Raw genomic sequence first — 26,967 nt, 5'->3', positions numbered from 1 at the left:
ACTTAAACGATATTTACGCTTTTCGTCTATTATTTTTCAAAATAAAACCACTTCCAAGTACTTTCGTTCACGAGACACACCATACAAAAAATTGACAATGAAAGTTGGACGCACTAAAAACAAAGTCATAGTCCGAGAATACCAAATAGAAACAGGGCGTATTCAAGTATATGATAATTATATAGTAGCAATTTTTGAAAAAGATGCTACACTAACACTAGAAAAAGCATATCAAATTATTGGAATAGCAGAGATTCATTTCAAAGATAAAAGTTTTGGATATATTAGTTACCGCCAAAACTCATATGCTGTAGATCCAACAGTATATGATTATTTCAGGCAAATGGATAATTTAAAAGCATTAGCTATCGTATCCAAAAAAGAAATAGATATGCATAATTTTAAAATAGAAAAGTTATTTTATAAAAAACCGATGAAGTTTTTTATAGCGTATGATAATGCTTTAGCATGGGTTAAAAAAAGAGTTAAAACAGCAAAATGAAACTCCTAACTAACAACAAACCGCTAAGAGGACTACCTTAAAAAGTAGTCCTCTTTTTTTTATCTTATCTTATGCATCTGATTATTGTTGTTCTTGTTGTTGTTCTTGTTGTTGGACTTGTTCTGGCACTTTAAACAAATCTAAAAAAGCAGTCCCAATCCCTTCTATAATTGCAGAAGCTGTTAAAGATTGATATCCATAGGTTTCCAATTGTAAATCTCCTGCTCTACCATGTATATAAACCCCAAACAATGCCGCATGTAAAGGTTTATAATTCTGCGCAATTAAACTTGTTAGGACTCCTGTTAATACATCACCACTACCAGCTGTAGCCATACCAGGATTACCCGTAGTATTCACGTATCCTTTTCCGCCATAAACCGTAATAGTATGTGCACCTTTAATGATTAAAATACAATCATATTTTTTAGAAAATGCTTTTGCCTTTTCAAGTTTATCAAAATCATCTTTCCAAGCACCTATTAAGCGTTCTAACTCTTTAACATGTGGTGTTAAAATTGTTTGCTCAGGTAATTTACTTAAAAGCTTTTTGTCTTCAGATAAGATATTTAAACCATCAGCATCAATAACTAACGGTAATTTATTTTTAGTTAAAAAATCAGCAAATGCTTTTTGGGTGACTTTTGCAGTTCCCATCCCTATACCAATTCCAATAACATTAGGTGTAATTTCATAAGTAATGGATTTAATTTCTTTTTCTTCGTCATCAGTAATAACCATTACCTCTGGTAATGCCGTTTGTATGGGAATATAACCACATTTAGGCACATAAGAAGTAACCAAACCGCTACCCGTTTGCAAGCAACTATCAGATGCTAAATGTACCGCACCAATTTTACCATAACTACCACCAATGATCAATGCATGTCCATAATTGCCTTTATGCGCATATTTTTCTCTGGGTATATATAAAGGTAATACTTCATTTTTACCAATAAGCTCATAAGTAGTTTCTGTGGTCATCATAAATTCTGCATCCAAACCAATATCTAATATTTCCCATTGGTCAACATAAATACCTGTTTCTGGTAAAAAAAAGACCAGTTTAGCTGTCTGAAAACTCAATACATGATTAGCATTTATCACAGCTTCTTTAAGCTCTGGCACACGATCTGTAAACAATCCAGAAGGAATATCAACTGATAAAACAAATGCTTCAGAACTATTAATATGTTGTATTAGTTTTATAACCCAAGGAGATGGATTTCTATTTAAACCTATTCCAAAAATAGCATCAATAAGAATATCTTCTTTTCCTATTTCTGGAAATTCACAATCATCATTTAAAAAATCAGGCCATAATTTACGGTCCTTTAAGCGATCTAAATTCAATAAGAAATCTGGAGAACGTTTTTCACTATAATTCACTACATAAACCCCAATATCATAACCATGCTCTTGTAAGTGCCTTGCTAAAGCAATACCATCACCACCATTATTCCCTATTCCACAAAAAATATGAATTTTAACAGGAGCTCCTTGCAAACGCATATGTAACCAGTTAAAAATCTGAGTTGCCGAGCGTTCCATTAAAGAATCTGTAGTAATTTGTTGTTTTGCTATTGTAAATTCATCAGCTTGATAGACTTGTTCTGCACTAAAAATCTTCATTCAATAATTTTATTTAAGATATATTGCTAATTTGGCAAAAATTTTGGAAATCATTTGATAAGGGAGACAAAAATACTACATTTGGCATGATCTAAAAAGGATATAAAAGCTCTAAAATGGATTCTATTCACATTTTTTCTACATTAAATAGTTGCAACACAACTATTACATTTACTACAATTACCCCTTTGGGGTAAACTACTTATATATTCGTCCGTTTCAATATTTCTTTAGACTCCTATTTCAACATAATTAACTCATAAATGAAAGTTTTAAAATTTGGTGGTACTTCGGTTGCAAACGCTGAAAATATAGCCTTAGTAAAAAATATAATTGCCAACTCCAGTGCAGAAAAAACTATTGTAGTGGTATCTGCCTTAGGTGGTGTTACAGATCTTCTTCTACAAGCTGCTCATTTAGCATCTTCCCAAGATGTATCTTATAAAAACGGTGTAAAAGAAATTGAAAAAAGACATCTAGAAACCATAAAAGAACTTATTCCCGTAAGCAACCAAAGTACCGTATTGAGCAGTGTTAAAAGCGAATTAAATGCCTTAGAAACACTATTAGAAGGGGCTTTTTTAATTGGAGAAATCACAACAAAATTATCAGATAAAATTGTGAGCTATGGAGAGGTACTCTCATCATATATCATTAGTGAATATTTTAGTTTTCAAAAATTAGATGTAACTCATAGCGATAGTAGAAAAATTATTAAAACCAATGCAAATTATGGAAAAGCAGTGGTTGACTTTAAAATAACAGAAAAAAATTGCAACTCTTTAATTTCAACTAAAGAAAGTATTATTGTAATGGGCGGGTTCATTGCTTCTTCTATTAGTGGTGATGCTACTACTTTAGGAAGAGGAGGGTCTGATTATACTGCGGCAATTATTGCTGCGGCAATTAACGCTAAAGCATTAGAGATCTGGACAGATGTTAGTGGTATGTACACTGCCAACCCTAAAATAGTAAAGCAAGCTAAAGCCATTCCTCATATTTCATATGAAGAGGCTATGGAGCTTTCACATTTTGGGGCAAAAGTATTATACCCACCTACCATACAACCTGTACTTTCTAAAGGTATTGCGATACATATTAAAAATACGTTTGAACCCGAAAGCGAGGGCACTCTAATTACATTAAATAAAAAATCGGAAGGAGAAACCGTACGTGGTATTAGCCATGTAGGTGATATTGCATTAATATCTTTAGAAGGGCCTGGTATGGTTGGTGTCCCTGGAGTTTCTAAACGTTTTTTTGAGTCATTATCCTTAGCAGAAATAAGCGTAGTATTAATAACACAGGCATCTTCAGAACATTCAATTTGCATTGGTATAGCTCAGGAAGATGCAGATAAAGCAGAACATATTATTAATACTGCGTTTGAATACGAGATTGCTCAAGGTAAAATAAACCCAACAATAGTAGAAAAAGATTTGGCAATACTCGCTTTAGTGGGTGATAACATGAAAAATCATCAAGGCTTAAGTGGTAAAATGTTCAGCACGTTAGGAAAGAATAATGTAAACATTAGAGCCATAGCGCAAGGTGCATCAGAGCGTAATATTTCTACTGTAATCGGTAATGATGATGTAAAAAAAGCATTAAATACATTACATGAAGTCTTTTTTGAAGAAAACATTAAACAACTCAATCTATTTGTTATGGGGGTTGGTAATGTGGGTAACAAATTTTTAAACCAAATTCTGCAACAGAAAAAATACTTAAAAGAGAACTTAAAACTTAATATTAGAGTTATTGGAATTTCTAACTCTAGAACTATGTTTTTTGATGATAGCGGAATTTCACTTAAAAATTGGGAAACTTTACTAAAGCAAGGAGAAAAGGCAAACAAAGAAAAGTTCTTTGAAACTGTCCAAAAACTAAATTATAGAAATAGCATATTTGTTGACAATACAGCAAGCCAAGAAGTATCAGAAACCTATGCTTCTTATTTAAGAAATAGTATTTCTGTAGTTACCTGTAATAAAATTGCATGTTCTTCTGCATATGAAAACTATAATGAGCTTAAAAATTTAGCCCGTAAATACAATGCTCCTTTCTTATTTGAAACCAATGTTGGTGCAGGTTTACCAATATTAGATACTTTAAAACACCTCATTGCTTCTGGAGATAAAGTTTTAAAAATACAAGCTGTTTTATCTGGCAGTTTAAACTTTGTTTTTAATAATTTTAATGATACTAATACTTTTCATGATGTGGTAAAACAGGCTCAAGAAGAAGGCTATACAGAACCAGATCCAAAAATAGATTTAAGCGGTATCGATGTAATGCGTAAAATATTAATTTTGGCTCGTGAAAGTGGTCATAAAATTGCAATAGAAGAAATTGAAAATAGTTCTTTTTTACCACAAGAAAGCTTAGACACCACCAATAATGATGATTTCTTTGCATCCTTAATAAAGCATGAAACCTCTTTTCAAGAAATGTATAAAAAAGCAGCAGATAAAGATGCTAAACTTAAATATGTTGCGCAATTTGAAAATGGTAGTGCTAGTGTTGGCTTACAAGAAATACCGAAAGGGCACGACTTTTATAATTTAGAAGGGAGTGATAATATTGTACTATTCTATACAGAAAGATATCCAAATCAGCCCATGATTATTAAGGGTGCTGGTGCTGGTGCAGATGTTACTGCCTCTGGTATTTTTGCAGATATTATACGAATTGGTAACTTTTAGTCCCACCCCTATTTCTCTTCTAAAGAAGAGGGGAATTTAAAAAGCTAGAAAATGAATAATAATGAAATAAAAATATTTTGTCCTGCAACCATTGCAAACGTATCTTGTGGGTTTGATGTTTTAGGTTTAGCATTAGATAGTGTTGGGGATGAAATGCTTATTAGGAAGACTACCGAGAAAGGGATAAAAATCACGAAACTAACAGGGCAAAATTTACCAACCGAAACCTTAAAAAATGTTGCTGGTGTTGCTGGTTTAGCATTTTTAGCAGCATGCGAAAATTATGATGGTGGTTTTGAAATAGAAATCTATAAAAAAATAAAAGCCGGGAGCGGTATAGGAAGTAGTGCGGCAAGTTCTACAGGAGCTGTTTGGGCTATGAATGAACTTTTAGGAAAACCTTTTTCTACCTTAGAATTAGTAAAATATGCCATGGAAGGTGAGCGTTTAGCAAGTGGCGTAGCGCATGCAGATAATGTAGCCCCTGCCCTATTTGGTGGTTTTACCTTAGTACGAAGTTATCAACCATTAGATATTATAGAAATACCAACACCTAGTGCATTATACGCTACGGTAATCCATCCGCAAATAGAAGTAAAAACAGCAGACTCCAGACGCATTTTAAAAACAACAATTTCATTAGAAGACGGTATTAAACAATGGGGCAATGTTGGCGGACTTATCGCTGGTCTTTTTAAAGAAGATTATGACCTCATTGGCCGTTCTTTAGAAGATCATATTGTAGAACCTATACGCGCTATATTAATTCCTGGCTTTGATCAAATTAAAGAAAAAGCAATAGAAGCAGGGGCTTTAGGCTGCGGAATTTCTGGTTCGGGTCCATCCATTTTTGCTTTAAGTAAAGGGGAAGAAACAGCACATAAAACAGCATTAGTGATGGCAGACATCTATAAAAAAATAGGCATTGATTATGATGTGCATGTGTCCAAAATAAATTCAAAAGGGATAAAAAAATATAAAAATGAATAAAAAGACACTTCCATTTTTCGTGCTTTTATTTTGCCTGATTTCTAATGCACAAGACATTAAAAAGGAAAGTGTATTTGAAGGAACTTTTAATAATGAAGTCATTCAGATATACATTCAAAGTTTTCAACAAGAATGTACTGGAGATATCTATTATAAAAGTATGGTACGCTATCTAGACCATAAAAGAGATGAAACCATATGGCGAAAGTTCCAAATTTTTGCGAATAACAATAATGGTTATATTTTAATTGATGATGCTTTTCACTCTGGGAGGTACAGTAATTATATATTTATAAATCAGAATAAAGGCAATTTAAAAGGTTTTATAAAAAATGAAACGCTTGGAGAAAAAGCAATCAACCTAGACAGAGTTGCAAAAATTAAGGACTTTTCTATATATCGAAAAGCGATGGATGAGTTAAATGAGATAGATGATTGTTAATCTAAATCAAAAAAAAGCTATTTAAATAGTTTTAAAAATTAAATTTTTTAGTAAAATGAACTTTTACAGTCTAAATAAAAAAGCAGCAAACGTAAGTTTTAAAGATGCAGTAATTAAAGGAATAGCCCCTGATCGAGGTTTATATTTCCCAGAGAGTATAACACCACTACCAAAAGATTTTTTTGATACGATTGAAGATTTTTCAAACCAAGAAGTTGCATTTAAAGCCATTCGACAATTTGTTACTGCTGAAATTCCTGATGCTAAATTAAAAGAAATTTTAGCTGAAGTTCTAGATTTTGATTTTCCAATTACAGAAATCTCCGAAAATATAGCAACTTTAGAGCTGTTCCATGGTCCAACCATGGCTTTTAAAGATGTGGGCGCTCGCTTTATGGCACTTTGTTTGGGGTATTTTTCGGAAGGTGACACTACAGAAGTTACCGTACTTGTTGCTACTTCGGGTGATACTGGCGGTGCTGTTGCCAATGGTTTTTTAGGTGTTAAAGGCGTTAAAGTTGTTATTTTATATCCGAGTGGAAAAGTAAGTGATATTCAAGAAAGGCAATTAACTACCTTAGGGCAAAATATTACTGCTTTAGAAGTAGATGGTACTTTTGATGATTGCCAAACCATGGTAAAAACAGCTTTTTTAGATGAAGAGCTAACCAATGCAATGCAATTAACATCCGCAAATTCTATTAATGTTGCTCGTTGGTTACCGCAATTATTTTATTTCTTATTTGCATACAAGCATGCAAAAAGCAAGCATAAAGAACTCGTTTTTTCTATTCCTAGTGGAAATTTTGGAAATATTTGCGCAGGAATGATTGCACAACAACTAGGAATGCCTGTAAAACATTTTATTGCTGCTACTAATGTAAACGATACGGTACCAAAGTTTATGGAAACCGAAAATTACAACCCAAAACCCTCTATAGCTACCATTTCTAACGCTATGGATGTTGGAGACCCGAGTAATTTTATCAGAATTAGGCATATTTTTAATGATGATTTTAAGTTGTTACACCAAAATTTATCGTCTTATTCTTTTACTGATGAAGAAACTAGAGCTGCTATGTTAGCCATTTATAAAAAATATAATTATGTTGCAGATCCTCATGGTGCTGTAGGATATTTGGGGGTGAAGAAATACCAAGAAAAAAAACCAAATACCTACGGCATTTTCCTTGAAACAGCACACCCAGTTAAATTTTTAGATGTCGTTGAAGAGACAATTGATAAAAAAATTAAAATTCCTGAGCAAATTGTTAAGCTTATGGATTTAGAAAAAAAATCGATTTGTATTAGTTCTTATGAACAGCTGAAAGAATATTTACTTAAAGAATAACTATTTTAAAAACTTAAAAAAACCTGTTAAAAAAACTATTAACAGGTTTTTAATCTCATTAAACTATTGTACTAACTCCTATAGTATTAATGCGTAATTCTTAAGCTTTGTATCGCTACGATACCATTAGAACCCGTATAACTAGCTCCTTTTACAGATTGCAAATAATTCCCTGCTTTAAAATAATTACCTTCAGTAGTAGTATCCATTTTTTGAGAAAATATTTCTGTATTACCATCAAAAAGTTTTACGATACCATTATTATAGGTTATTTTAAAAGTATAAGCCGTATCTAATTTATAAGTGCGATCTAAAGTTACACTACCATTTAATACATCTTCAGTAATATAGCCACTAATTTTAAGCTTTACATTTCCGGTAGATTGATCTGGTTTCCCTATAAACTGTACTCTTATAACATCATCAACCGTTTTTCCAGGCCCATGTATTTGTCCAAAACACAATACACCATTTTTTCCATTTTTACTTCTAGGTAATTGATCAACCCTTACCCGCATGGTCATCGTATTATTACCTCTAGAACCATCCCAATTGGCAAGTTTACCATTATCTAATTCTCTTAACTCTACTCTAGGATTGCTAGAATTAGAAGATCCTCCTAAACCTCTGTAACATTTAAAAAATGTCCATTTACCATCGGTATAAAAATAATTATCGTCAGAATAGGTCTCAAAAGATACTCCTGAATCTAAAATATCATCAAAATATTCTGGTGAAGCACTTGGATTACCTTTAAAACTATTTATTTTCCATGTTTTAGCATTAATACCTAACACAGAAGTTGGAGAACCATTACCGTTATTACCAGTATCTCCTCCATTATCATTATTTAATGTTTTACCCCAAACTTCAAATGCTGTATAGCTATTCCAATTATTACTTGTATTTCCATTACCAACTATTCTAATATAACGCGCTGTAGAATTAGATAAATCAAATATTTCTAATTGGGTACTTCTACCTGAACTCTTTTTAGCATTAATTTTTCTTAAGTTTTGAGTAGAGTTACCTACCAAAACATCAAAAGAAGCGCTACGCTGATCTCCTTTAAAAATAGCCAGTTTAATATAGTCTATGGCAGCTGCATTACCTAAATCATATGTAATAGATGCTCCCTTACCAAATGCAGACCATCTTGTATTAAGCTTATTATCTAATGTATTTGATGCAACATTAGATCCCTGTTGACTACTAGCTGATACACTATTTATCGCTATTTTTTTGGATTTTGAAGACAAGTTAGCTACTATAAACTCTTCATCGTTTACTGACACTTCTTCTTTAGAACAACTAGAAGTAAAGATGCATACACTTGCTAAAATTGAAACAACTTTAGTGATACGAAAAATAAGAGATGTACTCTTATTTGTAATTCCATTTTTTCTCATAATAAATTGGGGTTTTTGTTTATTTTATAATTGGTTATCCAAACTGGTAAACCAATTTTAAACAATAATACAATTATTTTTTACATATATCCTAATTAAATGATCGAAAAATTATATTTTCTTATATTATTAGTTAAATTTTTAATTAATGTGAAAATAATCAGTGCAGGTTATTATTAAAATAATTTAAAAAACATTCAAGTTATATTTTAATAATGCATAATTTATTCTATAAATTTGCTGTCAAATTAAAGAGATATGAAGAATACTGCGTTAACAGAGTTACACCAAAAATTAGGTGCTAAAATGGTTCCATTTGCTGGTTATAACATGCCCGTTTCTTATGAAGGTGTTACTATTGAACATGAAACGGTTCGGAAAGCTGTTGGTGTTTTTGATGTTTCTCATATGGGCGAATTCTTAATTAGCGGTCCTAAAGCATTAGATTTAATACAAGGTGTAACTTCTAATGACGCTAGTAAATTAAGCATTGGTAAAGCACAATATAGCTGCTTACCTAATGAAACAGGTGGTATTGTGGACGATCTAATTGTATATCAAATTAAAGAAGAGCAATATTTATTGGTCGTTAATGCTTCTAATATAGATAAAGATTGGGCGCATATTTCTAAATACAATGCTACTTTTAATGCCGATATGCGTAATATTTCTGAAGGCTATTCGCTTTTAGCCATCCAAGGGCCTAAAGCTATTGAGGCGATGCAATCTTTAACTTCTGTAGATTTAGCCACTATTAAGTTTTATACATTTGAGATTGCAGATTTTGCAGGGATCGAAAATGTTATTATATCCGCTACTGGCTATACAGGTTCTGGTGGTTTTGAAATTTATTGTAAAAACGAAGAAGTAGCGCAGGTTTGGCATAAAGTTTTTGAAGCTGGTGCCTCTTTTGGTATTAAACCAATAGGACTTGCAGCTAGAGACACCCTGCGTTTAGAAATGGGTTATTGCCTTTATGGAAATGATATTAATGATAATACCTCACCTCTAGAGGCTGGCTTAGGTTGGATTACAAAATTTACAAAAGAATTTACGAATAGTGAAAACCTGAAACTAGAAAAAGAAAATGGTATCACTAAAAAATTAATAGGCTTTGAGTTAAATGATAGAGGTATTCCTAGACATGATTATACCATTGTAAATACTTCTGGAGACCCAATAGGAATTGTAACCTCTGGCACCATGTCTCCAAGTCTAGAAAAAGGGATAGGCATGGGTTATGTCCCTGTAGCACTAGCAAAACCAGGAACAGAAATTCTTATTCAAATTCGTAAAAAAACAGTTGCAGCTACGGTGGTTAAACTCCCTTTTTATAAAAACTAAAAACGGTTTTTTTAGCTTAAAGAATAGCATTGATTAATGAGTTAAGTATTGGAAAAGAAAAAGATTCTTATTTTAGGTGCTAGTGGTTTTATTGGAAATTCGCTATACAAAGAACTTTGCAACTATTTTAACACCTACGGTACATACAACAATGCAAGAAGATCTTTTGAAAAAAACCAGCAGTTTTTTAAATATAACATAGAAGAAGATGACGTTTATGAGGTTTTAGAAAAAGTAAGACCAGATTTTATAATTTCAGCACTGAGAGGAGATTTTTCAGCACAGATTACAGCGCATGAGCATATGGTTGGCTATATTCTAAAAAATAATTGCAAACTCTATTTTATATCTTCCGCTAATGTTTTTGATGCTTACAGCAAATATCCATCTTATGAGTATGACAAAACATTATCGCATAGTGTGTATGGAAGGTTAAAAATTAAGATTGAAAATATGCTGCTACGAATTCCGAAGAAAAAGATGGCCATTTTAAGAGTCCCTATGGTTTTTGGAAATACCTCTCCTAGAGTAAAAAAAATGAAAGAAGCAATTCTAAACAATGAGCCTATAGAAGTTTTTCCTAATTTAGTCATAAATGTTACTCATGAAAGTAAGTTAACGCAACAAGTGCATTACCTTATCAATAAAAACAAAACAGGTATTTATCATTTAGGGAGTAAGGACTTGGTGCATCACGAAGATTTCATCCAAGAAATACTAAAACGAGTGGGCCATTTTAATCCCCTATTTAAAAGAGTATACACCACAAATAAAGAACGTTATTTAGCAGTGCTCCCAAAAGAAAACAAACTTCCTAAAAATTACAATACAACGTATCAAGAAATTATTGAAGATCATATAACAATTTAAAAATATAGAAAATGAAAAAAATGACCCAAACACAAATAGAAGAAAAATTGAATGAACTAGAAGGATGGGAATATGTAGATGGTGCCATTGAAACTTCTTTTGAATTTGCAAACTTTAAAGAGGCATTTTCTGTAATGACTAGAATTGCTTTTGAATGTGAATTACAAGGGCATCATCCAGATTGGAGTAATGTATACAACTCCTTACATATTAGACTAAATACACACGATGCAGATGGTGTTACGGAGAAAGATTTTGTACTCGCTAAAAGTATTGAGGATATTATTGAAGTTAGCGCATAATTTATAGTTTGATTATAGTATAAAAGCAAAGTTTATCTTATGCAAAAAGATAAACTTGTTTGGGGATCAAAAATTATTAAATTTGTTTTTTAATTAAAATAGTATTTTAGAAATGGGAAGAGCTTTTGAATTTAGAAAGGCACGAAAAATGAAAAGGTGGTCTGCAATGTCTAAAGCGTTTACACGTATTGGAAAAGACATTGTAATAGCTGTGAAAGAAGGTGGTCCTGATCCAAACTCAAACTCTAGATTAAGAGCCGTAATACAGAATGCTAAGGCGGTAAATATGCCTAAGGATAATGTAGAACGTGCCATAAAAAAAGCTTCTGACAAAAGTTTAGGTGATTTTAAAGAAGTTCTTTTTGAAGGCTATGCGCCCCATGGTATTGCTATTTTAGTAGAAACGGCTACAGACAACAATACCCGTACCGTTGCTAATGTACGTAGCTATTTTAATAAATGTAATGGAAGTTTAGGTACTTCAGGTTCTGTTGTTTTTATGTTTGACCATACCTGTAATTTTAGAATAAATGCTGAAGGTATAGATCCTGAAGAATTGGAATTAGAAATGATCGATTTTGGTGCTGAGGAGGTTTTTACAGACGATGATGGCATCTTAATTTATGCCCCTTTTGAAAATTTTGGCGCTATCCAAAAAGAATTAGAAAGTAGAGAACTAGAAATTTTATCTTCTGGTTTTGAACGTATTCCGCAAGTAACTAAAACCTTAAATGAAGCACAAGTAGCTGATGTAGAAAAACTATTAGAAAAGCTAGAAGAAGATGATGATGTACAAAATGTGTATCATACTATGCAAGAATAAACCCAAAAAATATACAATAACACAACAATAAGCTCCTATTTATATAGGGGCTTATTCTTTATAATTGTTTCTATTTGATAGAATTTCATGCCAATATTAAACTCATGAACTTCAAGTAATTTTCTCATTTGTCAAAAAAAGGGAACGCAGCTGATAGAGTTAAAATTAGAGACTTCTCAAAATGATATTCAACATATTGATTCTAGTATATCTGTAAATAAAAAACAATAGGAAGACAAAAAAGTACCCTTAAAGAATTATTGAATAATGATCTAATATCGCTTCAATTTTTAGTTAAAAAAAGTACTCCTACTTCAAAACATCTTCTAGCCCTTTTTCATTCAGCAGTTCCAAAGCAAAGTTATCTCGATATACATCGGGACATATACCACGCAGAACATATGATACATTTTGCGTGTAATCATTATCTAAAACTGCTTTTAAACCTTAAAAATTATTGCTTTATTGTATTGGAGTGTGGCTGTAGGCTATAAATTGTTTTCATAATCCATACTTTGATTTAGTACACGAACAATTAAAATACCAATATCTGTAGCCAAATAAAAAATAGTGTGAGATTTATATGGAAATCTTTTTAATGAAAAAGTAAATTCAGAAGCATCACGTCCAAGATTAATGTTATCTGATAAAGCTTGAAAGATATCGTGTATTCCAAATAAATAAGTTTGTGCTTGTTTTAATCCAAAACTTTCAATTCCATATTCGTACATTTTGGTAAGGTCACTTTCGGCTTTTCCAGATACCTTATAAACGCCCATCTGCTCGCATACGTTCTTCTACTTCCTTCATAATATCTGGAACAGATTTGTCACTAACACCACTTTCCATTCCTTCAGTTATTGCAGCTTTAAGCACGGAGAATTTTGCATTTTTTTCTTGGTCACGCCTTACCAGATCACGAAGATATTCACTATCATTTGTATATTCTCCAATTGTAATTCGTGATTTTATCCACTTATCTTGTTTTTCTGTAAATGTTATTGTTTTTCTAATTGTAGACATACTTTTTTGTTTAAATAATCATACTATTGATGCAAATTAATCATTTAGACTGAATATTACAAACTTATATATCATGTTGTGAGCTACAAAAGCGAAATACAAACTATTTCAATACATTAAATATTGTAAAAAGAAATAGAATTATGATTAACTTACCCTTTAAAAATTGACCTGAAACAAATAATTTGAAAACACCCCTATTAGTCTTTAATGACAAAGGTATTTATTGCGAAGCCGCAGATGTGTATCTAGACCCATGGAAGCCTGTTCCTAAAGCTATTATTACGCACGGACATGCAGATCATAGCCGTTGGGGACATCAAGAATACATTACCCACCACACCAATGTATCTATCATAAAACACCGCCTTGGAGATATTCAAGTTTCCGGAAAAGAGTATGGGGAAACTTTTACAATTAATAATGTAAAATTCTCTTTACATCCTGCAGGGCATATTATAGGGAGTTCACAAGTAAGAGTAGAACATAAAGGGGAAGTTTGGGTATTTACGGGAGATTATAAAACAGAAAATGATGGCATTTCAACCCCTTATGAACCCATAAAATGCCATACATTCATCACAGAATGTACTTTTGGTTTACCTGCTTTTAAATGGGTACCACAAAAAAAGACCATTAACGCCATCAATCAATGGTGGACAGAAAACCAAGCTGAAGCAAAAACATCGATATTATTTGGGTATTCTTTGGGAAAAGCACAGCGTTTACTAAAATACTTAGATCCTTCAGTAGGTAAAATCTACACACATGCTGCTATAGAAAATATGACAAATGTAGTGAGGCCTTTTGTAGATTTTCCACAAACAACTTTAATTACTAAAGAAACAAAAAAACAGGATCTTTTAGGGAATATGGTTCTAGCACCGCCTAGTACACATGGAAGTCCTTGGATTAGGAAAATGGTTCCTTATGTTACGGCTTCTGCTAGTGGATGGATGGCATTTAGAGGCGCAAGAAGACGAAGAGCTGTAGATAAAGGTTTTGTGATTTCAGATCATTGCGATTGGGAAGGGCTGTTAGCATCAGTGGCGGCCACTGGAGCAGAAAAAGTAATTACAACACATGGCTATACCAATATTTTTTCTAAATATTTACGAGAAAAAGGATATGATGCACGTACCGAAAGTACACAATTTGAAGGAGAAAATATAGATGGAAATTCAGCTGAAACTTTAATCAGTTCAACAGAAAAAGAAGAACTCTTGTGAAATTATTTGCAGCATTAATAGAAACACTAGATAACACCAATAAGACTACTGTAAAGGTTAATGAATTGGCAAACTATTTTAAAGATGCTTCGGATAGTGATAAAGTATGGACCATTGCATTATTATCACATCGTAGACCTTCTAGGCCCGTAAATACTACGTTGCTCAGAACATGGGCTTCTGAATTGGCAAAAATTCCTTTATGGTTGTTTGAAGAGTCTTATCATATTGTTGGAGATTTAGCAGAAACAATTGCCTTAGTTGTTCCAAATTCAGAGCAATCAACTGAAAAATCACTAACTCAGTTTCTTGAGGAAATGATTGCGTTGAAACCAAAAACTGAAGAAGAAAAAAAAGAGTATGTTTTAGAAAATTGGAAAGCCTTAAACTATTATGAGCGGTTTGTGTTTACTAAAATTATTACAGGTGGTTTTAGAATAGGAATTAGTCAAAAATTAATGACCAGAGCACTCTCTAAAGCTACCCAAATTGATGAAGCGTTATTAGCTCATAAATTAATGGGAAACTGGAATCCATCTACTATAAGTTTTCAAGAATTGATTCTTGAAGAAAAAGCTTCCGATTATTTATCCAAGCCCTACCCTTTTTATCTGGCTTACGGCGTAGAAGGCGCTGTAGCAGAACTCGGTAATGTAAATGATTGGAGTATTGAGCATAAATGGGATGGTATTAGAGCGCAAATTATTGTAAGAGATAACGAAGTTTTTGTTTGGAGCCGAGGAGAGGAATTGGTAACCGATAAATTCCCTGAATTTTATGCTTTTACGGAGATAGTTCCTAACGGCACAGTGATTGATGGAGAATTGTTGATTTATAATGAAAATGGAATAGGTACTTTTAATACTTTACAGACTAGAATCGGGAGAAAAAATGTGAGCAAAAAAATGCTAGCTGATGCACCTGTTATTGTAAAAGCGTATGACTTATTAGAATGGGAAGGTCTTGATATCCGCCAAAAACCTTTTTTAGAGAGAAGAGCTTTATTAGAAAAATTAGTATCCTCGCTTTCTAACGCCTCCTTACCCTTACAACTTTCCCAATCATTATCTTTTTCTAGTTGGGAGGCAGTACAACAAGAGCGTAATACTGCGAGAATTAAGCGTAGTGAAGGTTTAATGCTTAAAAAAAAGGATGCATCCTATCAAGTAGGGCGTAAAAAAGGAGATTGGTGGAAATGGAAAGTAGATCCCTTAACCATAGATGCAGTACTTACTTATGCGATGCGAGGGCATGGAAGGCGCACCAATTTATTTACAGATTATACTTTTGCTTTATGGAACGAAAATAATGAGTTGGTCACCTTTGCCAAAGCCTATTCTGGCTTAACAGATGCTGAATTTAAACAAGTAGATGCTTGGATTAAAAAAAACACTTTAGAACGTTTTGGCCCTGTACGTAGTGTTACTCCCGAACTGGTTTTTGAAATTGCTTTTGAAGGCATTGCATTATCAAAGCGTCATAAAAGTGGAGTGGCTACTCGTTTTCCAAGAATACTCCGCTGGCGAAAGGACAAAAAAATGAAAGAGGCTAATACCCTACAAGACTTAAAATCGCTAATTCCTTCTTTAGAAAATGAATAGAAACGAATTAGAAAAAATTGCTGCTGATTGGTTTTCAAGCAGAAACTGGAAACCCTTTCCTTTTCAAAAACAAACTTGGAAAGCTTTTCTACAAGGTAAAAATGGCTTACTCAATGCGCCAACAGGAAGTGGTAAAACCTATGCTTTATGGGTTCCTATAGTTTTGCAATACATCAAAAACAATCCTAACTATCTGCAAAAGCATGAAAAAGGATTAAAAGCAATTTGGATTACGCCCTTACGCGCGTTGTCTATAGAAATTAAACAGGCAACGGAGCGTTTTGCCTCAGAAATAGGAGTTCCTCTAACTGTTGGCATCAGAACTGGAGATACAAGCACTAAAGAGCGGGCAGCTCAAAAACGAAAGATGCCCGATTTGCTGATCACTACTCCAGAAAGTTTACAACTATTATTAGCATCAAAAGACTATGAAAAGACCTTTAAAACGCTAACTGCAGTAGTGATAGATGAATGGCATGAGCTATTAGGTAGTAAACGTGGGGTACAAATGGAGTTAGCTTTATCACGTTTAAAAAGCATATCACCTCAACTCCGTATTTGGGGAATTTCGGCTACTATAGGCAATTTAGAACAGGCAAGAAAAGTACTTTTAGGACCAAATTCAGCCGTATTTCAAAATTCGGTTTTAATAAAAGCTAAACTTCAGAAAAAGATTAAAGTCACATCAATTCTTCCTAAAACTATGGAAACTTTTCCATGGCGAGGGCATTTAGGCTTACATCTTCTTGAAGAAGTTATCCCTATCATTAAAAAGAGTAAAACAACATTACTATTTACCAATACCAGAGCGCAATGCGAAATTTGGTTTCAGAAAATTTTAGAAACGCATCCTGAATTTGCGGGTGAGATAGCAATGCATCATGGAAGTATTGCTAAAGAAACGCGACTTTGGGTAGAGCAAGCCATTAGTAATGAAAGTTTAAAAGCTGTCATCTGTACCTCTAGCTTAGATTTAGGAGTAGATTTTGCTCCAGTAGAAACTATTATTCAAATTGGAGGGCCAAAAGGGGTAACACGGTTTTTACAACGCGCAGGACGTAGTGGCCATGCTCCTGGAAAAGAAAGTGTTATTCACTTTTTACCAACACATGCTATGGAATTGGTAGAAGCCTCAGCATTAAAGCATGCCGTTAAAGACATGATCGTGGAAGACCGGATTCCCTACCTTAATAGCTTTGATGTATTGGTGCAATACTTAACCACTTTAGCAGTTTCTAATGGTTTTTATCCAGAAGAAATTTTTAAAGAAGTGAGTGACACTTTTTGTTTTCAAACCTTAACCAAAGAGCAATTTCAATGGGTATTGAATTTTATCACTTTAGGCAGTCAAAGTCTAAGTGCTTATGACGAATATAAACGGGTGGTCATAGAAGAGGATGGAAAATATGTGATCTGCAGCAAAGGTATTGCTATGCGACACCGGCTACAAATAGGAACTATTGTAAGCGATGCCTTATTAACTGTTAAATATTTAAAAGGTGGGTTTATTGGAACAATTGAAGAGTGGTTTATTTCAAAATTAAAGCCTGGAGATGTCTTTACTTTTGCTGGTAGAAACCTAGAGCTTTTTAGGATTAAGAATATGCAAGTATTGGTAAGAAAGTCAAAACAAAAAACAGCCAAAGTACCTAGTTGGATGGGTGGACGTATGAGTTTTTCTTCAGAAATGAGTGCATTACTTAGAGAAGAACTCTATGCTTTAAATGACCCTGTTATAGGTAAAAAGTCAGCAGAAGGCAAAGCCTTGTCCCATATTTTTCAGCGTCAGAAGTTAGAGAGTATTGTTCCTAATTCAAATCAGTTTTTAATAGAAAGCTTTAAAACTAGAGATGGTTATCATATGCTATGTTACCCGTTTGAGGGTCGTTTTGTACATGAGGCTTTAAGTAGTTTATTAGCCTACCGCATCAGCTTACTTAACCCTATAACATTCTCTATTGCCTTTAATGACTATGGTTTTGAACTATTATCTGATCAAGAGATAGACATTCAGCAAATACTGGATAATGATTTATTCAGTACTGCTTATTTAAAAAGCGATTTACAGAAGAGTTTAAATGCTACTGAAATGGCAAGAAGAAAATTTAGAGATATTGCTGTAATTTCTGGACTGGTCTTTACAGGGTATCCAGATAAAATGTTGAAGAGCAAACACCTGCAATCTAGTTCGCAATTATTATTTGATGTTTTTAGAGAATACGAACCAGATAATTTATTGTTTCAGCAAGCGTTTACAGAAACATTTGAACACCAACTAGAAGAAGGTCGTTTGCAAATAGCATTAGAAAGAATAAATAGGCAAGAGATTATTTGGAAGTCTTGTAAAAAACCAACTCCTTTTTCATTTCCTATTATTACAGATCGATTAAGAGAAAAGCTATCCTCAGAAAAATTAGCGGATCGTATCCGAAGAATGATCAAACAACTAGAAAAATAGTCCTTGCATGAAAACAGTGACTACCAGTATTAAAAAAAATCATTTTACCATGCACCCCAGCGGTGCTATGTATTGGGTAGAACAAAAAGCTTTACTTATTGCTGATGTTCACTTGGGTAAAATTACACACTTTAGAAAACATGGAAGTGCTGTTCCTGAACAAGCCATTGAAAATAATTTTACTAAATTAAATGATGTTATCACTTACTTTAAGCCAGAAGTACTCTATTTTTTAGGAGATTTATTCCATAGCTATTTAAATATAGAATGGGAGTATTTTAAAAATTGGGTAGTACAATGCAATTTTGAAATAATATTAATTGAAGGAAATCATGATATTATTTCCGAGTCGCATTATAAAGCTTTAGGCATTGAAGTATTGAATAAGAAAGAGATAGACGGTTTTCTGTTAACACATCATCCTCAAGAAAATCCTACCTCTAATTTTATTTTTTGTGGACACATTCATCCAAGTGTTACACTTAAAGGAGTAGGAAAACAAAAACTTAAATTACCATGCTTTTTTAAAAGTCATCACCAATTAATTCTTCCTGCTTTTGGAGATTTTACGGGTACTTTTGAATTAAAACATCAGGAAGAAGATCATGAAGTTTATATTATAGCGGATAATGAAGTCGTACTAATTTAACTGTATTTGATAGCTGATCATTTTATAAGTACACAATTTATACCAACAAAAAAGAGACCTAAATTGTGGTCTCTTTCTACTTATATAAATAATAAACAACCCTTAATATAACTATGCTAACTTTGTTTTTCTTGATTTTGTATAAAATGATAATTCTTTCTTAACTCTAGAATTCTTGTACATGTATAAACGTGCTACTTCAGTTTTTGTAGTCGTTTTTAAAACAACTGAGGTCTTTACTGTATCTACTTTCTTTACTTCTTTTTTAGCTTGTGCTTGCGCTGATACAGAAATAAAAAGGATAAAGATAAATGTGATAATTGTTTTCATGACTTCTTCTTTGTTACACTACAAAGGTACTAGCAACAACAAGCTTAAATAGATAAAAGTCGCCCAAAACACCCTGTTTTTCGGTATCTGTGCAATTCTCAGATAAAGCGTTTAGTTTAATCGACAAGGGTAGTTCATCGATCTTTCGCTCACCGAAACTATGTGCATTTTATCTGGATTTTGTGAAATTGATAAGGTTATATTAAATTAAAACGAGTCTTATTTCAGCTACTCTTTGATATAACACAGATTGTTTTCTGAGTGTTTTCCATCCAATTGAGAAATTTTTTTTTACTGATACTGAAAAAATAAATAAACCTCAATAGAAAGCTTATATTTGGCATTAATGAAAATTACTTTGTGTAAGTAGTTTTTTATCAATACTGTTGGACCAAAGCATCATTTTCAATATTCATTGATTTACAATATATATTGATAATCCATTTTGAGTGCTTTGCATATTCTATTTCAATTTCATTACCTATTTGAATTTTATTAAATATATAATCTTTAACATCATAACTTTTAGAATTTTCAAAGAATAGTCTATATTTAGTCTCGTCATGGTTACTACTATCTCCTGAAGATCTCATAACAACTGTTTTTTTGTCTATTATTTTGGTCTTAACTATAATTTTCATTTTTTCGCTTTGGTCTTTTTTCTTTTTTTGACTAAAAAAATATTCCCAAAAACCTAAAAAACCTAAAAAACCAATAATTCCGCATAGAATTTTCACAAATATAATATCTCGTCCCCATAAATAGTATAATAGAAAAAATCCAATGACCATTGATATAATAGACATTCTCAAAGATGATGTATTATTATATTGCAGTTTTTTTAGATCATTATCATTCATTTTCCTTTCTACTTCTCGCATATATTTTGTGCTTTCTAAGAGTATTTATAACATCCGAATTTTCTTTTCCACCTATGTTAATATTTACCTGAACAGCTATATCAACATACGGTCCAAAGGAAAACCTCCACCATTAGTATGAATGAACTCAATATCCGCAACTTCATCAATTAATAATTTTAGGCAATCCAGATTTTATTTTTCAAATATTGAATGAAATGGAGTCAAAAATTCATTTTTTTGTTAAGTCCAAATTTTATTTTTTAAGAGTAACTTCAGCTTATCTAAATTTCCTCCAAAAGCTACTTTACAAATTTTTCCAAGTTATTTTTTATGATCAGAATTACCTATAACAAATTGGATATACTTATTAACAATATTTGCTTGTTAAGAACTAAGATAATAAATTTAAAAAGTCTAAAGAATAATCCTGGTAAAGTAAATAATATCTCTTAGAACATTTACATTTAAAATAGCCCGTAAAAAAAGACCTCATATAGAGGCCTTTCATGCAAGTGTAACATGCATTTTAATCAAGCAAATTTAGATTTATTCTTTTTTAAACCAAATAATAACTCTTTCCAAATCCTACATTTCTTATTTCGATATAAGCGGGTTACGCTATGTATGCTATCAATTGATGTACTCTTTATAACTACCGTTTTTTGAATGGGCTTTACTTTACTTTCTACTTTTTTATTTTGTGCTTGTATGGATACAGAAATAAATAGAATAATACTAAATGTGATTATTGTTTTCATAATTAATTTGCTTGTTACACTCCAAAGGTAGAACTACATCCTAACTTTTTTGAACATCAATCGGTGAATGCAAATTATCTTTCGGTGAAGCTACTTAGCACCTAGATAAAGCATTTTTTTATAAGATAGGACTAAAGCATAGCATTTTATGAAATGAAATTATACTAAAGAAGTTAAAATAAAAAAGACCTCATAAAGAGGTCTTTTAATGGTTGTAAAATCAACTATATATTAGGCTAGTTTAGATTTTCTCTTTTTTGTATAAAATGATAATTCTTTTTTAACTCTAGAATTCTTGTACATGTATAAACGTGCTACTTCAGTTTTAGTAGTCGTTTTTAAAACAACTGAAGTCTTTACCGTAGCTACTTTTACTGCTTCTTTCTTATCTTGTGCTTGCGCAGATAGAGAAATAAAAAGGATAAAGATAAATGTGATAATTGTTTTCATGACTTCTTCTTTGTTACACTACAAAGGTACTAGTTTGTTACACTACAAAGGTACTAGTAACAACAAGCTTAAATAGATAAAAGTCGCCCAAAACACCTCGTTTTTCGGTATCTGCGCAATTCTCAGATAAAGCGTTTGGTTTAATCGGTAACGGTAGTTCATCGATGTTTCGCTTACCGAAACTATGTGCATTTCATCTGAAACCACTATAATAAATAGAAGCAACGTATTTTTATCACCTACTATAATAAATGTATAAACATAGCGAAACAAACATTAATGTCTCATTATTTTGATATGCTCAATAGAATAGAATATCTTTAATGTAATCTAAAAGATAATCTCCCGACTTAATAATAAACCGTTCTACATTATGAAGTATTTAATTATTTTTTCTGTGTTTTTTCTTAGTATTACGAATAGTAATGCACAAGAAATGGATGCAACCAAATTATCAGAATTGATCTACCAAGTTGCAGACACCTTACAAACTACAGGAAATGGCATACAATTTCAGTATAAAAATCATTTATTAATATGTATTCATGATGAAAATGCAAACCGAATGCGTATTATTTCTCCAATTGTAGAAAGAGAAAAAATAGGAGAAGAAGAACTTTTAAATGCTTTGGTTGCAAATTTCCATTCTGCTTTAGATGTAAAATATGCCCTAAGTGACGAAATTATATGGTCTGTTTTTGCGCACCCATTACAAGAGCTAACAGAAAACCAAGTTTTAGATGCTATAAATCAGGTTTATTTGGCAGCAGCAACATTTGGTTCAAGCTATTCTAGCACCAATCTGATTTTTCCAGGAAATACTAAAAAGGAAGAAAAGAAAAAACCAGAAACTATTTTAAGGAAAACCTAATGATTTAAATTAAATACACTAACCTTCAAAACTGTATTCCGGTACCTTACCAATTACTCCTTTAAAAAACGCTTTATACATTTTAAAGTCTGCTTCTATATCATCTGTTGGATATATAGCATCAGAAACTTTAATTTGTTTGTGTCCATAATCAAAAGCAACCATAATTACTGGAATATTTGCTTTTTTTGCTATATAATAAAACCCCGTTTTTAATTTGCTTACTTTTTTCCTGGTTCCTTCTGGAGAAAGCGCTAGACGAAAAACGTCTCGTGATTTAAAAATATTTGCGATTGCAGTGACTGAGTCCTTTTTTTTATTCCTTTCAATTGGCGCGCCACCAACTTTTCTTATAAACCAACCTACACCTGGTGTAAACAAACTTTTCTTAGCAATAAAACCGACTTTTATATTCCAAACACTCCGTATTAACATTCCTAAAAATAGGTCTAACCAACTTGTATGCGAAATTACAATGATAATACACTTATCTACTTTAGGGAAGTTCCCAATAAGCTTCCACTTCATGATTTTAAAGTAAATAAAGGTTGCCAATTTTTGTCTCATGCTATCGCTTGTAAAATCTTTTATATTTTTTTGTAGATCGCCTTTAATTTTTTTGGAGTAATACTATTTTTCCAGTTTTCACCAATAGCATTCTCCCATAATGGTTCTAAACTCAAAGCCACCTTAATCATAAGGTCAAATTTTGTATCAGATAAGTCTTTGCAAATATTTTTTGGAAGTACAATCTGATGCCTTTTTTTCATTTTATTAAATATGGCAACACCTTCTGGATAAAACTCTTCTAAATGTTGAAATACCAAGCAATTTCCTATTCCATGTTTTACACCTAATACAAAAGATAAACCGTAACTTAATGCGTGCGCTACTCCTACTTGACTATATGCTATGCTCATGCCGCCATGCCAAGAAGCCATCATTAATTTAGCTCTAGATGCTGCCTCAGAAATATCATTTAAATATACTTCTTTACATAATTCTAAAGCTTTTTCACCATAACTCTGACTAAAGGCATTTAAATACGTTCCATTTAAAGATTCTATACAATGTATATAACAGTCCATCCCCGTATAAAACCATTGCTCTTTAGGAACTCCTTGTGTAATACTAGGATCTAAAATAACCTGATCAAAAGGGGTATAATCTGAGTTAATTCCTAACTTTTTCTCTGATCCCATTAATACTGTTGTTCTAGAAACTTCTGCTCCAGTACCACTTATCGTTGGTATTCCCACATGATATATTGCCGGTTTTTTTACTAAATCCCAACCTTGATACGCTTCAGTTTTACCAGGGTTTGTTATCATTATGGCAACTGCTTTTGCAAAATCTAAAACAGTACCTCCACCAATACCTATAATACCAGAAGGTACTTCAGAAAAGGTAGTCTTTATCATTTCTACTATAGCATCAACTTGTGTTGTTTTAGGTTCTTCTACAGTAGGAATAAATATTACTTGATCTTTAAATAATAAAGGGAGTTCATTACTTAATTCTTTATTTTCAAAAACGTCGTCTACCAAAAATATAAAAGGGGCTTCTGAATTTTTGCGCTTAGGCAAAAGAATTTCTCCCAACTGCTGAAAACTACCATCACCAAAAACTACTCTTGGTACCATTGGGAAATTCTTAAACTTCATTCTAAATTATTTATATTCATTTAAACTCTGCTGAAATTTTTCAAAAAAAAGTCCAACATGAAAACCGTCTACCAATGCATGGTTAACACTAACGGAGACATTCATTTCTAATCTATTATTATTTTTTAGTGCCTTACCAAATGCTACTTTAGGAACAGACTCTTTATGGCTACTCACTGGCTCTTTATGATTGTTAAAAGCTATCCACGGTAAAGCAGAACAATAAATACAATCGTCAGAATTTGTAGGCGGGAAAAGTTCATTAGAATTATATATCCGTTCTTTTTCTTTTTTCATATTTTCTTCAAAAATAACAATGCTTTCATCAAACGCAATAAAAGAAAAACCAAAAGTTTTATCAGGTCTTAATATGGTAGCTGATGCATGAATGATATCATGAATTATTACACTGTTGTCTTGTATTCTGTATTTAAAGTTTTCTATCGTATTCATTGCCTTTAAACAAGCATGTAGGTATACCGCAAAAAAACTAACACTTTCTTTCTTTGAAAATGCAAATGCATGAGTAACATCTAAAAATGAACTTACAGCAAAATAAGGGTCTGCAAAGGTGTTGAAAAAATTAAAATGCTGCCTCCTATTCCATGTATTTACATCTAGATATTTCATTTACAGTATTTTTAAAATATCTTCTATTTTTTCTAGAGTATCAAACGCTTTCCCATTCGTTTCATTTTTAGAAACTTTCTCGTGCTCCCATGTGGTATGAAATGGGATGTGTATTGCTTTAGCTCCTATATGCACTAAGGGTAAAATATCTGATTTTAAAGAATTACCAACCATTAAAAATTCTTTTACATCTATTTCTAAATGATCAAGTAAATGCCTGTAATTCGATTCTTTTTTATCGCTTAAAACTTCTACATGATGAAAATATCGTGATAAATTAGAACGTTCTATTTTACGTTCCTGATCTAGCAAATCTCCTTTCGTTAAAACTATTAAACGGTATTTTGGGGCTAATTTTTTTAAGGTCTCTTCTACTCCATTTAATAATTCTACCGGACGCCTTATCATATCTTTACCTAACTCTAATATATGTGTAAGCACTTCTGTAGATACATTAGCATTAGATAAGTCTATTGCAGATTCTATCATAGACAACATAAAACCTTTTATTCCATAACCATAAAGCTCAAGGTTTTTCATTTCCATTTTAAAAAGCTCTTGGTCTATCTTGTTTTTAGTTTCGTATTGCTCCAGTAAGCTAGCAAATGCTTCTTCCGTATCTCTAAAATAAGTTTCGTTCACCCAAAGCGTGTCATCAGCATCAAAACCAATAACTTTTACGGTGCTGTAGTCTATTTCCATGCCTTTTTTGCTCTTTCTAAATCTTCAGGAGTATCTATTTCTATCCCAGTTACTGTAGTTTCTACCATTTTTAATTTCTTACCATATTCCAAATAGCGAATAGCTTCTATTTTTTCTGTTGCTTCTAATTGCAACATTGGTAAACGTGGAAAATCTAATAATGCACTTTTTCGAAAAGCATAAATACCCTTGTGTTTATAATAAATGCTTCCTACATTTTTAGCTCTAGGAAATGGAATTGGTGAACGCGAAAAATACAATGCAAAGTTGTTGTGATCTACAATTACTTTTACCGTATTCGGGTTATTTATCTCATCCCAATCCGTAATTTTCACCATTAAAGATGCTAAATCTATTTCTTTTTTTGTGTCTTTTTGAAACACCTCTAAAACACTTGCTAAGCTTTCTTTATCTGTAAAGGGTTCATCTCCTTGAACATTTACAATAATATCTACATCCATATCTGCAACAGCTTCCGCAATTCTATCACTGCCACAGTCGTGTTCTTTTTTACTCATTATTGCATTGCCGCCAGCATTTACAATTGTATTAAAAATTACATTACTATCCGTTACTACATAAACTTCATCAAAAAGTGTTGTAGCTAAAGCAGCTTCGTAGGTTCTCAATATAACAGGTTTGCCTGCCAAGTCTTGCATTAATTTTGCAGGAAAACGAGATGCTGCATAACGTGCGGGAATCATTGCAATTTTTTTCATCTGATAAAAATAAATGTATGATGTACAAACAGTTTGCTAAGTTCGGTTCTTTTTAGGTCTTAACTTTCTATAAATTCTAAAAATTATCACTAAAATGATACAAACTAATATAGCTGCTACAAAAGGAGCAAATATAGAGGCCGTAGTTACTACAACTGCAGTACCTGTTTCTACTGTTGATACTATTGGATTTGCCAAGCCGCCAGTTGTAGCAGTGGAAGCTAATCTGCTTGTTGCTGAGGCTCCTTTTATTACGGTTGCTGTTCCACCACCTGCTATGATGGCTAAAGACCAAGTAAGTAATGGATCTAAATTTGCTACTGTAGATACTACTACCGCAGTACCTGCTATTGCTGCAAGTGGAACTGCAACACTATCAAGGGCATTATCTACCCAAGGGATAAAATAGGCAAATGTTTCTACTAACATTGCTACTCCTAGTGTTATTAATGCTGCTAAGCTTCCTATCCATTGCCAGCTTTCGTTAAGTTCAAATTTACCAAAATAAGCTACTAAGCTTAGTGCAAACAGAGGCAAAAAAACCCTAAACCCTACTGAAGCTGCAAGTCCTATTCCTAAAAAAATACTGATGATGGTTTCTTGTGTCATTTAAAAAAGTTTGTTTATCTAAGTATTCCAAAAACTATTCC

General features: G+C 32.4%; 28 protein-coding genes. 14 read left to right on the top strand and 14 right to left on the bottom strand.

From position 1 onward, the window contains the following. The first annotated feature begins 97 nt into the window (after nucleotides 1-97). Complete coding sequence (locus ACZ451_RS12545; protein WP_464212912.1) at nucleotides 98-502, top strand: STAS/SEC14 domain-containing protein; 405 nt, start codon at nucleotides 98-100, stop codon at nucleotides 500-502. A gap of 81 nt (nucleotides 503-583) precedes the next feature. On the opposite strand, the gene ACZ451_RS12540 is transcribed toward ACZ451_RS12545, so the two are convergent. After that, complete coding sequence (locus ACZ451_RS12540; protein WP_464212910.1) at nucleotides 584-2,134, bottom strand: NAD(P)H-hydrate dehydratase; 1,551 nt, start codon at nucleotides 2,132-2,134, stop codon at nucleotides 584-586. A gap of 263 nt (nucleotides 2,135-2,397) precedes the next feature. Here ACZ451_RS12540 and thrA point away from each other — a divergent pair, with 263 nt between their 5' ends. From thrA to thrC, 4 genes are read left to right on the top strand one after another with little or no spacing between them, the layout of a single operon-like run. After that, on the top strand, nucleotides 2,398-4,839 hold the full coding sequence (gene thrA / locus ACZ451_RS12535) for a bifunctional aspartate kinase/homoserine dehydrogenase I (RefSeq protein ID WP_464212908.1): 2,442 nt from the start codon (nucleotides 2,398-2,400) through the stop codon (nucleotides 4,837-4,839). 51 nt (nucleotides 4,840-4,890) lie between these two features. Next, nucleotides 4,891-5,829: a homoserine kinase gene (locus ACZ451_RS12530; RefSeq protein ID WP_464212906.1), complete on the top strand. Its 939-nt coding sequence runs from the start codon at nucleotides 4,891-4,893 to the stop codon at nucleotides 5,827-5,829. Beyond that, on the top strand, nucleotides 5,822-6,271 hold the full coding sequence (locus ACZ451_RS12525) for a hypothetical protein (protein WP_464212904.1): 450 nt from the start codon (nucleotides 5,822-5,824) through the stop codon (nucleotides 6,269-6,271). The genes ACZ451_RS12530 and ACZ451_RS12525 overlap by 8 nt, the downstream gene beginning before the upstream one ends. A 55-nt stretch (nucleotides 6,272-6,326) precedes the next feature. Beyond that, complete coding sequence (gene thrC, locus ACZ451_RS12520) at nucleotides 6,327-7,622, top strand: threonine synthase (RefSeq protein ID WP_464212902.1); 1,296 nt, start codon at nucleotides 6,327-6,329, stop codon at nucleotides 7,620-7,622. Between the two features lie 86 nt (nucleotides 7,623-7,708). On the opposite strand, the gene ACZ451_RS12515 is transcribed toward thrC, so the two are convergent. Continuing rightward, nucleotides 7,709-9,031, bottom strand: a complete 1,323-nt coding sequence (locus ACZ451_RS12515; protein ID WP_464212900.1) for a polysaccharide lyase family 7 protein — start codon at nucleotides 9,029-9,031, stop codon at nucleotides 7,709-7,711. Between the two features lie 258 nt (nucleotides 9,032-9,289). Here ACZ451_RS12515 and gcvT point away from each other — a divergent pair, with 258 nt between their 5' ends. From gcvT to ACZ451_RS12495, 4 genes are all read left to right on the top strand, one after another. Beyond that, entirely contained in the window at nucleotides 9,290-10,375 is a 1,086-nt protein-coding gene (gene gcvT, locus ACZ451_RS12510; RefSeq protein ID WP_464212898.1) for a glycine cleavage system aminomethyltransferase GcvT, read from the top strand. Nucleotides 10,376-10,423: 48 nt separating this feature from the next. Further along, nucleotides 10,424-11,245 (top strand): sugar nucleotide-binding protein, encoded by an 822-nt coding sequence (locus ACZ451_RS12505; protein ID WP_464212896.1) that lies wholly within the window; start codon nucleotides 10,424-10,426, stop codon nucleotides 11,243-11,245. Between the two features lie 11 nt (nucleotides 11,246-11,256). After that, nucleotides 11,257-11,547: a 4a-hydroxytetrahydrobiopterin dehydratase gene (locus ACZ451_RS12500; protein ID WP_464212894.1), complete on the top strand. Its 291-nt coding sequence runs from the start codon at nucleotides 11,257-11,259 to the stop codon at nucleotides 11,545-11,547. A gap of 112 nt (nucleotides 11,548-11,659) precedes the next feature. Then, nucleotides 11,660-12,370, top strand: coding sequence for a YebC/PmpR family DNA-binding transcriptional regulator (locus ACZ451_RS12495; protein WP_464212892.1), 711 nt, complete (start codon nucleotides 11,660-11,662; stop codon nucleotides 12,368-12,370). 488 nt (nucleotides 12,371-12,858) lie between these two features. Here ACZ451_RS12495 and ACZ451_RS12490 read toward each other — a convergent pair whose 3' ends face one another. Both ACZ451_RS12490 and ACZ451_RS12485 read right to left on the bottom strand, forming a co-directional pair. Continuing rightward, nucleotides 12,859-13,149, bottom strand: a complete 291-nt coding sequence (locus ACZ451_RS12490) for a type II toxin-antitoxin system RelE/ParE family toxin (protein ID WP_464212890.1) — start codon at nucleotides 13,147-13,149, stop codon at nucleotides 12,859-12,861. Continuing rightward, nucleotides 13,136-13,393, bottom strand: a complete 258-nt coding sequence (locus tag ACZ451_RS12485) for a type II toxin-antitoxin system ParD family antitoxin (protein WP_464212888.1) — start codon at nucleotides 13,391-13,393, stop codon at nucleotides 13,136-13,138. Before ACZ451_RS12485 ends, ACZ451_RS12490 begins: the two co-directional genes overlap by 14 nt. A 185-nt stretch (nucleotides 13,394-13,578) precedes the next feature. Between ACZ451_RS12485 and ACZ451_RS12480 the strand changes: the two genes are divergently transcribed. Genes ACZ451_RS12480 through pdeM form a run of 4 tightly spaced genes read left to right on the top strand, consistent with a single transcriptional unit; the run spans nucleotide 13,579 to nucleotide 19,330 of the window. Further along, nucleotides 13,579-14,622 carry a ligase-associated DNA damage response exonuclease gene (locus tag ACZ451_RS12480; protein ID WP_464212886.1) on the top strand — a complete coding sequence of 348 codons (1,044 nt, stop codon included), beginning with the start codon at nucleotides 13,579-13,581 and terminating at the stop codon, nucleotides 14,620-14,622. After that, entirely contained in the window at nucleotides 14,619-16,223 is a 1,605-nt protein-coding gene (locus ACZ451_RS12475; protein WP_464212884.1) for an ATP-dependent DNA ligase, read from the top strand. Before ACZ451_RS12480 ends, ACZ451_RS12475 begins: the two co-directional genes overlap by 4 nt. Beyond that, the gene (locus tag ACZ451_RS12470) at nucleotides 16,216-18,681 is read left to right on the top strand and encodes a ligase-associated DNA damage response DEXH box helicase (protein ID WP_464212882.1); all 2,466 of its coding nucleotides are present in this window, start codon (nucleotides 16,216-16,218) and stop codon (nucleotides 18,679-18,681) included. The genes ACZ451_RS12475 and ACZ451_RS12470 overlap by 8 nt, the downstream gene beginning before the upstream one ends. A 7-nt stretch (nucleotides 18,682-18,688) precedes the next feature. After that, nucleotides 18,689-19,330, top strand: a complete 642-nt coding sequence (pdeM, locus tag ACZ451_RS12465; protein WP_464212880.1) for a ligase-associated DNA damage response endonuclease PdeM — start codon at nucleotides 18,689-18,691, stop codon at nucleotides 19,328-19,330. Nucleotides 19,331-19,441: 111 nt separating this feature from the next. Here pdeM and ACZ451_RS12460 read toward each other — a convergent pair whose 3' ends face one another. The 4 genes from ACZ451_RS12460 to ACZ451_RS12445 all read right to left on the bottom strand — a co-directional run bounded on the left by ACZ451_RS12460 (nucleotide 19,442) and on the right by ACZ451_RS12445 (nucleotide 21,731). Continuing rightward, entirely contained in the window at nucleotides 19,442-19,660 is a 219-nt protein-coding gene (locus tag ACZ451_RS12460; protein WP_464212878.1) for a hypothetical protein, read from the bottom strand. Nucleotides 19,661-20,037: 377 nt separating this feature from the next. Continuing rightward, entirely contained in the window at nucleotides 20,038-20,541 is a 504-nt protein-coding gene (locus tag ACZ451_RS12455; protein ID WP_464212876.1) for a hypothetical protein, read from the bottom strand. A 512-nt stretch (nucleotides 20,542-21,053) separates the two neighbouring features. Further along, the gene (locus tag ACZ451_RS12450) at nucleotides 21,054-21,281 is read right to left on the bottom strand and encodes a hypothetical protein (RefSeq protein ID WP_464212874.1); all 228 of its coding nucleotides are present in this window, start codon (nucleotides 21,279-21,281) and stop codon (nucleotides 21,054-21,056) included. A gap of 231 nt (nucleotides 21,282-21,512) precedes the next feature. After that, nucleotides 21,513-21,731 (bottom strand): hypothetical protein, encoded by a 219-nt coding sequence (locus ACZ451_RS12445; RefSeq protein ID WP_464212872.1) that lies wholly within the window; start codon nucleotides 21,729-21,731, stop codon nucleotides 21,513-21,515. Nucleotides 21,732-22,104: 373 nt separating this feature from the next. On the opposite strand from ACZ451_RS12445, the gene ACZ451_RS12440 reads away from it, so the two are divergent. Beyond that, nucleotides 22,105-22,602: a hypothetical protein gene (locus ACZ451_RS12440; RefSeq protein ID WP_464212870.1), complete on the top strand. Its 498-nt coding sequence runs from the start codon at nucleotides 22,105-22,107 to the stop codon at nucleotides 22,600-22,602. 18 nt (nucleotides 22,603-22,620) lie between these two features. Here ACZ451_RS12440 and ACZ451_RS12435 read toward each other — a convergent pair whose 3' ends face one another. The 6 genes from ACZ451_RS12435 to ACZ451_RS12410 are packed head-to-tail and all read right to left on the bottom strand — an operon-like array spanning nucleotide 22,621 to nucleotide 26,926. After that, nucleotides 22,621-23,130 carry a 1-acyl-sn-glycerol-3-phosphate acyltransferase gene (locus ACZ451_RS12435; RefSeq protein ID WP_464212868.1) on the bottom strand — a complete coding sequence of 170 codons (510 nt, stop codon included), beginning with the start codon at nucleotides 23,128-23,130 and terminating at the stop codon, nucleotides 22,621-22,623. 59 nt (nucleotides 23,131-23,189) lie between these two features. Then, nucleotides 23,190-24,266, bottom strand: coding sequence for an iron-containing alcohol dehydrogenase family protein (locus tag ACZ451_RS12430; RefSeq protein ID WP_464212866.1), 1,077 nt, complete (start codon nucleotides 24,264-24,266; stop codon nucleotides 23,190-23,192). Between the two features lie 6 nt (nucleotides 24,267-24,272). Next, nucleotides 24,273-24,896, bottom strand: coding sequence for a CatA-like O-acetyltransferase (locus tag ACZ451_RS12425; RefSeq protein ID WP_464212864.1), 624 nt, complete (start codon nucleotides 24,894-24,896; stop codon nucleotides 24,273-24,275). Continuing rightward, nucleotides 24,897-25,598, bottom strand: coding sequence for an HAD family hydrolase (locus ACZ451_RS12420; RefSeq protein WP_464212862.1), 702 nt, complete (start codon nucleotides 25,596-25,598; stop codon nucleotides 24,897-24,899). It abuts the gene before it with no gap. Beyond that, nucleotides 25,589-26,302 carry a 3-deoxy-manno-octulosonate cytidylyltransferase gene (gene kdsB, locus ACZ451_RS12415; protein ID WP_464216925.1) on the bottom strand — a complete coding sequence of 238 codons (714 nt, stop codon included), beginning with the start codon at nucleotides 26,300-26,302 and terminating at the stop codon, nucleotides 25,589-25,591. Before kdsB ends, ACZ451_RS12420 begins: the two co-directional genes overlap by 10 nt. 51 nt (nucleotides 26,303-26,353) lie before the next feature. Continuing rightward, nucleotides 26,354-26,926 (bottom strand): DUF4126 domain-containing protein, encoded by a 573-nt coding sequence (locus ACZ451_RS12410; protein WP_464212860.1) that lies wholly within the window; start codon nucleotides 26,924-26,926, stop codon nucleotides 26,354-26,356. Nucleotides 26,927-26,967: the final 41 nt, after the last annotated feature.

It is taken from the genome of Allocellulophaga tsushimaensis, from assembly GCF_055383085.1.
The sequence above is the reverse complement of the archived record's forward strand: the minus strand, read 5'-3'. Positions and strand labels throughout refer to the sequence as shown.

Coding starts and splice junctions, on each gene's coding strand:
- ACZ451_RS12470 (WP_464212882.1), top strand. CDS start 16,216: ATGAATAGAAACGAATTAGAAAAAATTGCTGCTGATTGGTTTTCAAGC.
- ACZ451_RS12485 (WP_464212888.1), bottom strand. CDS start 13,393: ATGTCTACAATTAGAAAAACAATAACATTTACAGAAAAACAAGATAAG.
- ACZ451_RS12455 (WP_464212876.1), bottom strand. CDS start 20,541: ATGCGAGAAGTAGAAAGGAAAATGAATGATAATGATCTAAAAAAACTG.
- ACZ451_RS12540 (WP_464212910.1), bottom strand. CDS start 2,134: ATGAAGATTTTTAGTGCAGAACAAGTCTATCAAGCTGATGAATTTACA.
- ACZ451_RS12445 (WP_464212872.1), bottom strand. CDS start 21,731: ATGAAAACAATTATCACATTTATCTTTATCCTTTTTATTTCTCTATCT.
- ACZ451_RS12500 (WP_464212894.1), top strand. CDS start 11,257: ATGAAAAAAATGACCCAAACACAAATAGAAGAAAAATTGAATGAACTA.
- ACZ451_RS12425 (WP_464212864.1), bottom strand. CDS start 24,896: ATGAAATATCTAGATGTAAATACATGGAATAGGAGGCAGCATTTTAAT.
- ACZ451_RS12545 (WP_464212912.1), top strand. CDS start 98: ATGAAAGTTGGACGCACTAAAAACAAAGTCATAGTCCGAGAATACCAA.
- ACZ451_RS12435 (WP_464212868.1), bottom strand. CDS start 23,130: ATGAAGTGGAAGCTTATTGGGAACTTCCCTAAAGTAGATAAGTGTATT.
- ACZ451_RS12420 (WP_464212862.1), bottom strand. CDS start 25,598: ATGGAAATAGACTACAGCACCGTAAAAGTTATTGGTTTTGATGCTGAT.
- ACZ451_RS12530 (WP_464212906.1), top strand. CDS start 4,891: ATGAATAATAATGAAATAAAAATATTTTGTCCTGCAACCATTGCAAAC.
- pdeM (WP_464212880.1), top strand. CDS start 18,689: ATGAAAACAGTGACTACCAGTATTAAAAAAAATCATTTTACCATGCAC.
- kdsB (WP_464216925.1), bottom strand. CDS start 26,302: ATGATTCCCGCACGTTATGCAGCATCTCGTTTTCCTGCAAAATTAATG.
- thrC (WP_464212902.1), top strand. CDS start 6,327: ATGAACTTTTACAGTCTAAATAAAAAAGCAGCAAACGTAAGTTTTAAA.
- ACZ451_RS12515 (WP_464212900.1), bottom strand. CDS start 9,031: ATGAGAAAAAATGGAATTACAAATAAGAGTACATCTCTTATTTTTCGT.
- ACZ451_RS12450 (WP_464212874.1), bottom strand. CDS start 21,281: ATGAAAACAATAATCACATTTAGTATTATTCTATTTATTTCTGTATCC.
- ACZ451_RS12490 (WP_464212890.1), bottom strand. CDS start 13,149: ATGGGCGTTTATAAGGTATCTGGAAAAGCCGAAAGTGACCTTACCAAA.
- ACZ451_RS12440 (WP_464212870.1), top strand. CDS start 22,105: ATGAAGTATTTAATTATTTTTTCTGTGTTTTTTCTTAGTATTACGAAT.
- ACZ451_RS12460 (WP_464212878.1), bottom strand. CDS start 19,660: ATGAAAACAATTATCACATTTATCTTTATCCTTTTTATTTCTGTATCA.
- ACZ451_RS12525 (WP_464212904.1), top strand. CDS start 5,822: ATGAATAAAAAGACACTTCCATTTTTCGTGCTTTTATTTTGCCTGATT.
- ACZ451_RS12410 (WP_464212860.1), bottom strand. CDS start 26,926: ATGACACAAGAAACCATCATCAGTATTTTTTTAGGAATAGGACTTGCA.
- ACZ451_RS12495 (WP_464212892.1), top strand. CDS start 11,660: ATGGGAAGAGCTTTTGAATTTAGAAAGGCACGAAAAATGAAAAGGTGG.
- gcvT (WP_464212898.1), top strand. CDS start 9,290: ATGAAGAATACTGCGTTAACAGAGTTACACCAAAAATTAGGTGCTAAA.
- ACZ451_RS12430 (WP_464212866.1), bottom strand. CDS start 24,266: ATGAAGTTTAAGAATTTCCCAATGGTACCAAGAGTAGTTTTTGGTGAT.
- thrA (WP_464212908.1), top strand. CDS start 2,398: ATGAAAGTTTTAAAATTTGGTGGTACTTCGGTTGCAAACGCTGAAAAT.